12 protein-coding genes and 2 pseudogenes are annotated in these 10,935 nt (G+C 41.6%); 10 read left to right on the top strand and 4 right to left on the bottom strand.

Annotated features, from left to right (window positions below):
• Nucleotides 1-263: ImmA/IrrE family metallo-endopeptidase (locus K4H96_RS05110; RefSeq protein ID WP_227956396.1), on the bottom strand; the 263-nt coding region annotated here is incomplete at its 3' end.
• On the opposite strand from K4H96_RS05110, the gene K4H96_RS05105 reads away from it, so the two are divergent.
• Nucleotides 249-1,076, top strand: coding sequence for an ImmA/IrrE family metallo-endopeptidase (locus K4H96_RS05105; protein WP_227956395.1), 828 nt, complete (start codon nucleotides 249-251; stop codon nucleotides 1,074-1,076). The genes K4H96_RS05110 and K4H96_RS05105 overlap by 15 nt on opposite strands.
• A 6-nt stretch (nucleotides 1,077-1,082) precedes the next feature.
• Here the strand turns inward: K4H96_RS05105 and K4H96_RS05100 are convergent, their stop codons facing one another.
• On the bottom strand, nucleotides 1,083-1,523 hold the full coding sequence (locus tag K4H96_RS05100; protein WP_227956394.1) for a hypothetical protein: 441 nt from the start codon (nucleotides 1,521-1,523) through the stop codon (nucleotides 1,083-1,085).
• A 560-nt stretch (nucleotides 1,524-2,083) separates the two neighbouring features.
• Between K4H96_RS05100 and K4H96_RS05095 the strand changes: the two genes are divergently transcribed.
• The 8 genes from K4H96_RS05095 to K4H96_RS05060 all read left to right on the top strand — a co-directional run bounded on the left by K4H96_RS05095 (nucleotide 2,084) and on the right by K4H96_RS05060 (nucleotide 9,309).
• Nucleotides 2,084-2,527 carry a zinc-dependent MarR family transcriptional regulator gene (locus K4H96_RS05095; protein ID WP_223337986.1) on the top strand — a complete coding sequence of 148 codons (444 nt, stop codon included), beginning with the start codon at nucleotides 2,084-2,086 and terminating at the stop codon, nucleotides 2,525-2,527.
• Nucleotides 2,524-3,234, top strand: a complete 711-nt coding sequence (locus K4H96_RS05090; RefSeq protein ID WP_223337985.1) for a metal ABC transporter ATP-binding protein — start codon at nucleotides 2,524-2,526, stop codon at nucleotides 3,232-3,234. The genes K4H96_RS05095 and K4H96_RS05090 overlap by 4 nt, the downstream gene beginning before the upstream one ends.
• Entirely contained in the window at nucleotides 3,227-4,033 is an 807-nt protein-coding gene (locus K4H96_RS05085; RefSeq protein WP_002910879.1) for a metal ABC transporter permease, read from the top strand. Before K4H96_RS05090 ends, K4H96_RS05085 begins: the two co-directional genes overlap by 8 nt.
• 9 nt (nucleotides 4,034-4,042) lie before the next feature.
• Nucleotides 4,043-5,545 (top strand): zinc ABC transporter substrate-binding protein AdcA, encoded by a 1,503-nt coding sequence (locus K4H96_RS05080; RefSeq protein ID WP_223337984.1) that lies wholly within the window; start codon nucleotides 4,043-4,045, stop codon nucleotides 5,543-5,545.
• 148 nt (nucleotides 5,546-5,693) lie between these two features.
• Complete coding sequence (locus K4H96_RS05075; RefSeq protein WP_011836340.1) at nucleotides 5,694-6,137, top strand: CopY/TcrY family copper transport repressor; 444 nt, start codon at nucleotides 5,694-5,696, stop codon at nucleotides 6,135-6,137.
• Nucleotides 6,137-8,398 carry a heavy metal translocating P-type ATPase gene (locus tag K4H96_RS05070; protein WP_223337983.1) on the top strand — a complete coding sequence of 754 codons (2,262 nt, stop codon included), beginning with the start codon at nucleotides 6,137-6,139 and terminating at the stop codon, nucleotides 8,396-8,398. Before K4H96_RS05075 ends, K4H96_RS05070 begins: the two co-directional genes overlap by 1 nt.
• 4 nt (nucleotides 8,399-8,402) lie before the next feature.
• Nucleotides 8,403-8,621, top strand: coding sequence for a heavy-metal-associated domain-containing protein (locus tag K4H96_RS05065; RefSeq protein WP_002910875.1), 219 nt, complete (start codon nucleotides 8,403-8,405; stop codon nucleotides 8,619-8,621).
• Between the two features lie 85 nt (nucleotides 8,622-8,706).
• Nucleotides 8,707-9,309 (top strand): DUF6287 domain-containing protein, encoded by a 603-nt coding sequence (locus K4H96_RS05060; RefSeq protein ID WP_223337982.1) that lies wholly within the window; start codon nucleotides 8,707-8,709, stop codon nucleotides 9,307-9,309.
• Nucleotides 9,310-9,450: 141 nt separating this feature from the next.
• Here the strand turns inward: K4H96_RS05060 and K4H96_RS05055 are convergent, their stop codons facing one another.
• Nucleotides 9,451-10,023: a TetR/AcrR family transcriptional regulator gene (locus K4H96_RS05055; RefSeq protein ID WP_223337981.1), complete on the bottom strand. Its 573-nt coding sequence runs from the start codon at nucleotides 10,021-10,023 to the stop codon at nucleotides 9,451-9,453.
• Between the two features lie 212 nt (nucleotides 10,024-10,235).
• Nucleotides 10,236-10,766 (bottom strand): annotated as a pseudogene (locus tag K4H96_RS05050) (TetR/AcrR family transcriptional regulator); the annotation flags it as partial.
• Between K4H96_RS05050 and K4H96_RS05045 the strand changes: the two are divergent.
• A pseudogene (locus tag K4H96_RS05045) lies at nucleotides 10,759-10,935 on the top strand (histidine kinase dimerization/phosphoacceptor domain -containing protein); the annotation flags it as partial. The pseudogenes K4H96_RS05050 and K4H96_RS05045 overlap by 8 nt on opposite strands.

Below are 10,935 nucleotides of genomic sequence, written 5' to 3'. Positions count from 1 at the left end.
ACAGATAGGTCGTGCATGACTTCTTGATAAGATTTTTTTTGGTAGAAAATTTTAGTCAGGAGCACAATGTCTGGCATTAAAATAATAGAAGCAAAGTAATCTGCTTCTAGTTCCTGAGTGGTTTTATTTGCTAAACTTTCTGTAAAAAAATTTCCATTATGCTTTAAAACAAGGTGGCCTAATTCATGACACTTTGTGAAATTTTGTCTCTCTTGGATGCAATCTTCTTCATAAGAGATAGAAATTCCTTGGGAATCAATCATAGTAATATTTCTTTACTCAGCTATTCCTTTGAAACGTACTTTCAAGCGATGAAAGAAAAATACAATTTCAAGGTTTTAGAACATCATATTGAAAATGATCTAATCTCAGGTATTACTATGATTGATTCCCAAGGAATTTCTATCTCTTATGAAGAAGATTGCATCCAAGAGAGACAAAATTTCACAAAGTGTCATGAATTAGGCCACCTTGTTTTAAAGCATAATGGAAATTTTTTTACAGAAAGTTTAGCAAATAAAACCACTCAGGAACTAGAAGCAGATTACTTTGCTTCTATTATTTTAATGCCAGACATTGTGCTCCTGACTAAAATTTTCTACCAAAAAAAATCTTATCAAGAAGTCATGCACGACCTATCTGTTTCAAACAAAGCCCTAGAAGTTCGATTAACTCAATTATTTCAGCACTATACAGATATAACCTATCCTAAAGCTAAAGGACTTGTCACAAGCTATAGAGCTGGCACAGCTGCTAAACAAAAGTTTTTAACACTTTTGGAAGTTATCAAAGACAATATCATCAGCAACTATGAAAAAATTCAAGTAGCTGCCACTGACAGACTAAAACTATTATTAGATAAAAAAGGCTTTATTACTCACAAAGAATTACCAGAGCTTAAAGATCAATCCTTTTGCCAAAAAGTAAGAAGAATATTCCCCAATATTAAGACCTGGTCCAAATATGACCGAGGTAAAACTCTCTGGTATGCCTGGAATAGCAAAAAAATGACTGAAAAAGAAGTTCAACGAGCTGTCAATTTTGCCTTATATGATCTACAAAATAAAAACGACTAATCTTTACTAGTCGTTTTCATAATCCCATTCACTCATTTTTTTAGCCTTCTTATAAATCTCTGAATCCTCCTTCACGTATGAATCATTATTAAATGTTAAAACACCATCTTTCAAAACATAAGGATATTCATGTAAATTTGTTTCTTGAACTACAATCACCCGTTTTTCAGTATCCACACGCCACATGTCCCCCTCACTTTCATCACCATATTTCGTAGAATAAGCATCTTTAAACAAAGCTATCTTCCYATCAATTTTCAACGTATTATCTTCAATGACTGTATTGCTATTACGGTGATAAACATAGTAAGTGCCATCTAAGCTATTGCCCAAATTGGTTACCCCACCAGTACTATTAATGATAATCAAATACACAACAAGAGCTACAGCAGCAACACCTCCAAGAATACTCCAAACAAATTTTTTATTAAATAATTTTTCTTCCATCTCTCTACCTCCAAATCTTATATGAATATTATACCATAAAATAGATAAAATAAAATGTATAGTCCCAAAACTGTTGCATCTTATTTTATCCATTTTAAAAAATTTGGTCACCCATTTGGTCAACCTTTAAAATTTATATACTACTAAATAAGTGACAAAACCTTGATTTATCTAGCTTCTTTCTTTTGTATTTGCTTACTTTTAAGTAATTTTTACCGGCCGCCGGTATAGCTTAAGTTTAGCGGAGTATTTTTACTTCGTTTTTTTGTTTTCTCTTTAGTAATTWTTTGTAAGGTAATGCGGAAGATTGAATCATGATTTTACTTGTAAATCCACACTCAACTAAATTGCTTATGAGATCTAGAACTCTAATAAGAGTCAGCTCGGTTTGTTCCTTTTTATTCTCTGATTGAGTTTTATTTAGGGCTTAAGAATCTAATTGTATGATTAAATATTTTTTGTGAAAAGCATCTTACTTTTACTGAAAATTCTTGACTCTTTTCTTTTTTATGGTATAATTAACCAGTAAAGCTTTAACTGGTTAAGAGAAGGAGGAGGAAATGTCTCATTTAGCAGAGAAGATCGATCAATTTTTAAATGAAGTTATTTTGAAAGCAGAAAATCAGCATGAGATTCTGATTGGTTCTTGCACGAGTGATGCGCCTTTAACCAATACGCAGGAGCATATTTTAATGCTTTTGTCTGAGGAATCTTTGACAAATTCTGATTTAGCCAAAAAACTGAATGTGAGTCAAGCTGCTGTGACCAAGGCTGTGAAATCTTTGGCTCGGCAAGAGATGCTGCAAGCCTTTAAAGATAAGAGAGATGCACGGGTTACCTTTTACCGTTTGACTGACTTAGCGCAGCCGATTGCAAAGGAACATCAGCATCATCACGCACATACTTTGGAGACGTATCAAAAATTATCAGAGCAGTTTTCTGCTAGTGAACAGGCGGTGATTGCGAAGTTCTTGGAAGCCTTAGTGGGAGAGATTGGTAAATGAGATATATCACAGTGGATAATCTTTCCTTTTACTATGACAAGGAGCCTGTACTAGAGCATATTCATTATTTTCTAGATAGCGGTGAGTTTGTCACCTTGACGGGGGAAAATGGAGCTGCTAAGACGACACTTATCAAGGCTAGTTTGGGAATTTTACAGCCTAAGCATGGGGAAGTTAAGATTTCCAAGACTAATGTGCGAGGCAAGAAACTGCGGATTGCTTATCTACCTCAGCAGATTGCTAGCTTTAATGCTGGTTTTCCTAGTACGGTATATGAGTTTGTCAAGTCGGGACGTTATCCGCGTAAGAGTTGGTTTCGTCGTTTGAATGAGCATGATGAGGAACATATCAAGGTAAGTCTGGAGTCAGTTGGAATGTGGGAACATCGGGATAAGAGGATTGGTTCTCTCTCTGGCGGGCAAAAGCAGAGGGCTGTGATTGCTCGGATGTTTGCTTCGGATCCGGATATTTTTGTCCTTGATGAGCCGACAACAGGGATGGATGCAGGCAGCAAGGATGAATTTTACAAGCTCATGCACCATAGTGCTCATCAGCATGGGAAAGCTGTCTTGATGATTACACACGATCCGGAGGAAGTTCGTAAATATGCTGACCGCAACATTCACCTGGTCCGTAATCAGGACTCACCTTGGCGCTGTTTCAATGTGCATGAAAGCGACAATAGTCAGGAGGTGAGCCATGCTTAATCTGTTTTCCTATGATTTTATGCAGCGGGCCTTCTTGGCAGTTATTGCCATGAGCCTCTTCTCACCGATTCTGGGGACTTTCCTGATTTTACGTCGGCAGAGCCTTATGAGTGACACGCTCAGCCACGTTTCACTGGCAGGTGTGGCTTTTGGTTTGGTTCTTGGACTATCGCCCACTCTCACAACGGTGCTTGTCGTCATTGTTGCAGCAGTCTTTTTGGAGTACCTGCGAACTATCTATAAGAATTTCATGGAAATCGGAACGGCCATTCTCATGTCAACCGGCTTAGCTATTTCCCTGATTGTTATGAGTAAGGGCAAGAGTTCTAGCTCGATGAGTCTGGACCAGTATCTGTTTGGCTCCATTGTGACTATCAGTAGGGAGCAGGTGATTTCTCTTTTTGTTATTGCCGCTGTAGTACTTGTTTTAACCTTCCTCTTCATTCGGCCTATGTACATCTTGACCTTTGATGAGGATACGGCCTTTGTGGATGGGCTGCCTGTGCGGACCATGTCCATTCTCTTCAATATCGTGACGGGCGTTGCGATTGCCCTCATGATTCCAGCTGCGGGAGCCTTGCTGGTTTCGACCATTATGGTCTTGCCGGCCAGTATTGCCCTGCGGATTGGGAAAAATTTCAAGTCGGTCATTTTGCTGGCAAATGCTATTGGTTTCTTTGGTATGATTGCCGGACTTTATATTTCTTACTATGCAGAGACGCCAGCTAGCGCTAGCATTACGATTATTTTCGTCAGCTTGTTCTTGCTGGTCAATCTAGTCAAAAAATTTATGAAATAGGAGCAGAAAATGAAAAAAATTAGCTTACTATTAGCAGGCTTACTGAGTATTTTCTTAGTAGCTTGTTCCAATCAAAAAAATGCAGATGGCAAGCTCAATATTGTCACGACTTTTTATCCTGTTTATGAGTTTACCAAGCAGGTGGCTGGAGATGAGGCCAATGTTGAACTTCTAATCGGGGCTGGTACAGAGCCGCATGATTATGAACCTTCAGCTAAGGCAGTTGCGACGATTCAGGATGCAGATGCCTTTGTCTATGAAAATGAAAATATGGAGACTTGGGTCCCTGATCTGTTAAAAACTTTGAAAAATAAGGAAGAAACGGTTATCAAGGCGACTGGAAATATGCTCTTGCTGCCTAGCGGTGAAGAGGAAGAAGACCACGACCATGGGGAAGAGGGACATCATCATGCCTATGATCCCCATGTTTGGTTATCTCCGAAGCGGGCTATTAAAATGGTGGAGCACATCCGTGATAGCCTGAGCAAGTCTTATCCTGACAAGAAAGCTGCTTTTGAGAAAAATGCAGCGGCTTATATCAAGAAGCTGGAAGCCTTGGACAAGGAATATGAAGATGGATTGGCCAACGCCAAGCAAAAGAGCTTTGTAACTCAGCACGCAGCCTTTAACTATCTAGCATTGGACTATGGTTTGAAGCAGGTGCCAATTTCTGGACTTTCACCAGACAGTGAGCCATCCGCTTCACGCTTGGCTGAATTGACCGAGTATATCAAGAAAAATAAAATCAAGTATATTTACTTTGAAGAGAATGCTTCCCAGGCTCTGGCTTCTACTCTGGCTAAGGAAACAGGAGTAGAACTTGATGTCTTGAATCCGCTGGAAAGCTTGACCGAGGAGCAGACCAAGGATGGGGCAGACTATGTTTCTATCATGCAGGCCAATCTAAAGGCTCTCAAGAAGACAACTGACCAAGAGGGAGCGGAGATTGCAGCCGAGAAAGAAGAAGACGATAAGACAGTTCAAAACGGCTACTTTGAAGACAGTGCCGTCAAGGATCGGACCTTGTCTGACTATGCTGGCGAGTGGCAGTCTGTTTACCCATATCTGAAAGACGGGACCTTGGACCAAGTCTTTGACTACAAGGCTAAGCTGACTGGGAAAATGACAGCAGCTGAATACAAGGACTACTATGACAAGGGCTACAAGACGGATGTATCCAATATCAATATCACAGACAAGACTATGGAATTTGTAGTAGATGGAAAATCCAAGAAATATACTTATAAATACGTTGGTAAGCATACTCTGACTTACTCTAAGGGAAATCGTGGAGTTCGCTTTATGTTTGAAGCGACAGACGCGGATGCTGGGGAGTACAAGTATGTTCAGTTTAGCGACCACAACATTGCACCTACCAAGGCAGCTCACTTCCACATCTTCTATGGAGGCGAAAGCCAGGAAGCTCTCTTTGATGAGCTGGAAAACTGGCCAACCTACTATCCAAGTAAGTTGACCGGTCAAGAAATTGCCCAAGAGATGTTGGCGCATTAATATAAATAAATTAAGAAGATGGGACTATCCCGCCTTCTTTTTTTGTATATCGGAAAATGACGATAAAAATACTTGACAAATCACGATTACAAATGTAAACTAATAAAGAATTAGATTACAAACGTAAATGATAAGGGAGTGTTAAACAATGGAACAGCAAAATATTAGCCAAGCAGAATGGCAAGTGATGCGTGTGTTATGGGCCTATCCACACAGTCGCAGTACAGAGATTATAGCGCGTTTGGAAGCCGATTTTTCCTGGAAGCCGGCAACCATCAAGACCCTTTTGAATCGTCTGAAGACCAAAGAATTTATCGCTATGGAAAAAATTGAGGGTAAGTTTTATTACGATGCTCGGATTTTAGAAGCGGACCATCTGGAAAGTACATGGCAGGCTCTTTTTGACAATATCTGTAATACTAAACACGGAGATCTTTTGATTTCGATGATTGAGAGAAGTCAGTTTAGTCAAGGGGACTTGGAACGGCTCAGCCAAGTCATCGATAAGAAAAGAGCTTCGGCACCTTTAGAAATCAAATGCCACTGCCCTCAAGGCCAGTGTCGTTGCGGTCACGGAAAGGAGACGCATTGATGAGTGAGAAGAAAGAATACAAACTCTCTGGTATGACCTGCGCTGCCTGTGCTATGACGGTAGAGATGGCGGTCAAGGACTTGGAAACGGTCGAGGATGTTAGTGTCAATCTGGCGACAGAACGTCTCAGTTTGCTTCCTAAGGCGGGATTTGATAGCCAGCAAGTGCTGGATGCTGTAGCTGAGGCTGGGTATCAGGCAGAAGAAAAAGGAAAAGACCGACCGTCTGATGTAAGCGAAGAAGCTGAGATTAAAGCTCAGAAATTGCAAAAAAAGAAACAAGAGTTGCTGATTCTTTTGATTACGGCTCTGCCTTTACTTTATATCTCTATGGGAAGTATGGTCGGTCTTCCTCTGCCTAGCTTCTTGGACCATATGGCGCACCCTTTGGTCTTCGTTCTGTCACAACTACTTTTGACTCTGCCTGCTGTGTGGATTGGTCGTGGTTTCTATCAGAGGGGATTTCGCAATCTTATCAAGCAACATCCCAATATGGATAGTTTGATTGCGGTGGGGACCAGCGCAGCATTTTTCTACAGCCTCTACTCAGTCAGTCAGGTTTTTCTAGGCCATCATGCCTTTGTTCATCAGCTTTATTTTGAGTCTGTTGCAGTGATTATTGCCTTGGTTCTTCTGGGTAAATATCTGGAAAGTTCAGCAAAGGGTCGAACGTCTCAGGCAATTCAGTCTCTGCTTGAGCTAGTGCCTAGTCAGGCGACAGTGATTCGCTATGGAGAGGCTGTGACCATTGATACGGAGGATATCCGAGTTGGAGATATTATCCGTATCAAGCCAGGGGAGCGTATGCCGGTAGATGGCCTTGTAATAGAGGGGCAGACCTTTGTGGATGAGTCCATGATGACTGGTGAAAGTGTCCCGATTGAAAAGAAGGTCGGCGACACCATTACCAGTGCCACAATCAATCAAAATGGTAGTATTGATTACCAAGCAACTAGGGTTGGTTCGGATACGACCTTAGCTCAGATTGTTAGATTAGTGGAGGAAGCGCAAGGGTCTAAGGCACCGATAGCGGCTTTGGCCGATAAGATTTCGCTCTATTTTGTCCCAATCGTGCTGGGCTTGGCTACTTTGTCCGCTCTTGGCTGGTATTTTCTAGCTGGTGAGAGTCTTAGCTTTTCCCTGTCAATCTTTGTCGCAGTTCTGGTCATTGCCTGCCCTTGTGCGCTAGGTTTAGCAACTCCGACAGCCATCATGGTTGGGACTGGCAAAGGGGCTGAAAATGGGATTTTGATTAAGTCTGGTCAAGCTTTGGAAGCTGCTTATCAGCTGGATACTATTGTTCTTGATAAGACGGGGACGATTACGGTTGGTAAGCCCAGCCTGACGGATTTGTTGCCTTTAGGTGCTTTTAATCGCTCTGACTTGTTACGGCTCGTAGCCAGTGCTGAGCAGCATTCTGAGCATCCTTTGGCTCAGGCTATCTTGGAAGCTGCTGAAGAGGAGGGGCTTGACTTAGTGTCTGTCAGTCATTTTGAGGCCGTAATTGGACGAGGCTTATCAGCTCAGGTTGAGGGCAGACAGCTTCTGGTGGGAAATGAAAGCTTGATGAAAGAAAAGAGCATTGACAGCAGTGCCTTTCAAGAACAGTTGTTGGAGCTTTCCCAAGATGGAAAGACAGCCATGTTTGTCGCAGTAGATGGACAGCTGGCTGGTATTTTAGCGGTAGCAGATGAGATGAAGTCCAGCAGTCTGTCGGCTGTGCAGGAGCTCCAGTCTATGGGGCTGGAAGTTATCATGCTGACAGGAGATCGTGAAGAAACCGCGACAGCTATTGCCCAGAAAGCTGGAATCCAAAAAGTCATCGCAGGTGTATTGCCAGATGGGAAGGCCGCTGCTATCAAGAACTTACAGGAAGCTGGGAAAAAACTGGCTATGGTAGGAGACGGTATCAATGATGCGCCGGCTCTGGTCCAGGCAGATGTTGGAATTGCCATCGGCTCTGGCGCCGATGTGGCTATTGAGTCGGCAGATGTAGTGCTCATGCATAGTGATTTGCATGATGTAGTCAAGGCTATCAAGCTCAGCCAAGCGACCATCCGCAACATCAAGGAAAATCTTTTCTGGGCCTTTGCCTACAATACACTAGGCATCCCGATTGCTATGGGGCTATTGCATCTTTTCGGCGGTCCCTTGCTCAATCCTATGCTGGCTGGTCTGGCCATGAGCTTGAGCTCAGTGTCGGTTGTCGTCAATGCTCTGCGTCTAGGACGCTTTAAAATGAAGAAATATACGGAGGAATGAATCTATGAAACAAACAGTTCAATTAGAAAACTTATCTTGTCAAAATTGTGTCAAACACGTTACCCAGCACTTCCTATCTATGGAGGGAGTGTCAGATGTGGTTGTGGACTTAGAAAAGCAGACAGCCCAAGTCACGACTGATAAGCCTTATGGTGCATCTGATTATGAAGCGGCTCTGGCAAAAACAATCTACAGGGTTCTGGATGTGGCAGAAGCTGAATGAATAAAGTCAGTAGCTTTGTGCCCGCCCAGCTGCTAGAATTCTTCTTGTAAAAAGCGATAAAATAATCTATAATGTTACTAATCACATGATTTATCTTACCGTGAGAAAGAGGAGAAAAATGAAGAAAAAAGCTTTACCTTTTTTACTAGCAGGAGCTGCTTTATTAGCTATGACAGCTTGCTCAAACGGCAGTGCTACGAATCAATCAGAAACGCCTACTAGCAGTACTGGCTCAGTAACAAGTTCTGTGGAGCAGGCATCCAGTCAATCAACTGCAGCAGCATCTTCAGTGGCTAGCAGCGCTAGCTCAGAGAGTGCGAGCACAGAAAAAAACAAGGAAAAGAAGGAAGCGATGGACATTTCAGCACTTGCAAATGGTAATTATGCTAGCGTTAAAGGAACCTGGCAGGATGCTTCTGGCAACCAGCTTGTTTTTGATGACAAGGGCTTGGTTTCAAGTGGTTATGAATTGTATGGAGCTTCTCTGACAGACTATGGCACTGCTGCTGGAGGTGTCTACGGCGGAGAAAGCGGAGGTTTTCTGATTGAGTTTCTTCCTAAGGGAGTTAAGGTCGCAGACAAGGAAAACTTTACAGACAACTCCGATGCTGGTCAAGACAGAATCTGGACAGGGGTTGGCCTGAATAGCTTTGACGAACAAGGTAGCTTCTATTATCGAGTAGATTAAACGAAGCTTGGTGCTTAATTTTATAGCTTATATGTTGACGAGAGCAGAAGACTATCTGCTCTCTTTTCTTTGGGAGAGTAAGAAATTTTACCGACAAAAAAGCCTGCCTAAATTAGGCGGGCTTCATAATTTTGAGTTKAATTAGGCTTCACTGTTAGGCGTTATAAACTGATCCATAGGGGTTGAAATCACATTCAGGAAGAGCTTGGCGAAATCCTCTGAAGGCATAGGCTCTTCTTTGATAATCCAAATTTCAATGAGGGAGTTAATCCATCTAACAACAATTTCCGTAGCCATTTCTTTTGGAATTCCCAATTTTTTAGAGTCAATGTCTAAATTTTGCACGACCCATTGAGTGAAGAAGGTAGATAGATAGTCACTCCAGAAAGGATCAATAGCTGTAGTGTAGAGCACCTTCATCCATTTCCTATGTTCATATAGGGTAGGAATCATATGTTGGGCAAAGAAACAGAATGGATTTTCTCCATTTCCTTCTTCGTAGCTTTCATACAGGGGCAAAAACGGAGTCATAATTGTCTGGCGGATGTATTGGATAATGTCTTCAACATTACTAAAATGCTTTTTATAGATAGCCTGGCGCGATAGATCAGCTTGTTTTGCAATCTCTGAAAAAGTAAAATAAGACTTTTCAGGATTTTGCTCTGCCAGCTCAATTAAGGCATTGACGACTTTGTCTCGAGTATCTTGGGGCATAAGTACCTTCCTTCTTTTTTATTAAGTTCTTGCTGGTTTGTCTAAAAATAGAGCAAATTCCAACGAAATAGTTTACCGCTTGTCAACTAAAATGATAACACTTTATAGAGGAAATGTCCAATTATTTTTAAAATTTAATATAAAAATATTAAAAAACCAGTCTTCCCTTACAAGGACCGGTTCTGTCATTTCTCTGTTTTTCTTCTAGTTGGTTATGCGATAACAATTTTATTTGAAGGACCAGCTGGACTATCATAGGCAGCAAAGCTGGTTAGGGGTGAAGATACAAGGTTGAGAAATGTTTTAGAGAACTGCTTGCAAGGAACGGGGTCATCCTGAGTGATCCAATTCTCGATAAGAGAACTAATCCAGCCGGCCAGCAGTTGATTGGCCAGGTCTTCAGGAATACCTAATTTTTGGTGGTCAAGATTTAAATTCTGCTCGATCCAGTCCTTGTAACTGGCAGTAATAAAATCGCTCCACAAGGGATCGATAGAACTAGTATATAATATTTTAATGCGTTGGCGTTGCTCATAAATAGCGGGAAGAATCGTTTGAGCCAAAAAAGTGAAAGGATCTAAGTCCGCTTCAGCATTGTTGCTATTCCAGTTGGGGGCAAAGGCTTGCTTTACCATATCTTGGCGAATGTATTCGATAATTTCAGTAGTGTTATTAAAGTGTCGTTTGTAAATAGCTTGTCTTGACAAACCGGCTTCTTTAGCGATTTCTGTAAAGGTAAAACGCTATCTGCTGGCTGAGAGTGAAAATGTGGTCATGATCTGTAAGGATATTACAGACATCAAGGAAAAGGAAGCACAGCTCTTAACCCATACAACTACCATTCGTGAAATGAACCATCGGGTAAAGAATAACTTGCAAACCGTTGTTTCCTTGCTGCGACTACAGGCTCAG

Source organism: Streptococcus sanguinis (assembly GCF_020729765.1).
In the GTDB taxonomy this organism is placed as follows: domain Bacteria; phylum Bacillota; class Bacilli; order Lactobacillales; family Streptococcaceae; genus Streptococcus; species Streptococcus sanguinis_Q.
The sequence above is the reverse complement of the archived record's forward strand: the minus strand, read 5'-3'. Positions and strand labels throughout refer to the sequence as shown.

Coding starts and splice junctions, on each gene's coding strand:
- K4H96_RS05095 (WP_223337986.1), top strand. CDS start 2,084: ATGTCTCATTTAGCAGAGAAGATCGATCAATTTTTAAATGAAGTTATT.
- K4H96_RS05090 (WP_223337985.1), top strand. CDS start 2,524: ATGAGATATATCACAGTGGATAATCTTTCCTTTTACTATGACAAGGAG.
- K4H96_RS05085 (WP_002910879.1), top strand. CDS start 3,227: ATGCTTAATCTGTTTTCCTATGATTTTATGCAGCGGGCCTTCTTGGCA.
- K4H96_RS05080 (WP_223337984.1), top strand. CDS start 4,043: ATGAAAAAAATTAGCTTACTATTAGCAGGCTTACTGAGTATTTTCTTA.
- K4H96_RS05075 (WP_011836340.1), top strand. CDS start 5,694: ATGGAACAGCAAAATATTAGCCAAGCAGAATGGCAAGTGATGCGTGTG.
- K4H96_RS05070 (WP_223337983.1), top strand. CDS start 6,137: ATGAGTGAGAAGAAAGAATACAAACTCTCTGGTATGACCTGCGCTGCC.
- K4H96_RS05065 (WP_002910875.1), top strand. CDS start 8,403: ATGAAACAAACAGTTCAATTAGAAAACTTATCTTGTCAAAATTGTGTC.
- K4H96_RS05060 (WP_223337982.1), top strand. CDS start 8,707: ATGATTTATCTTACCGTGAGAAAGAGGAGAAAAATGAAGAAAAAAGCT.
- K4H96_RS05055 (WP_223337981.1), bottom strand. CDS start 10,023: ATGCCCCAAGATACTCGAGACAAAGTCGTCAATGCCTTAATTGAGCTG.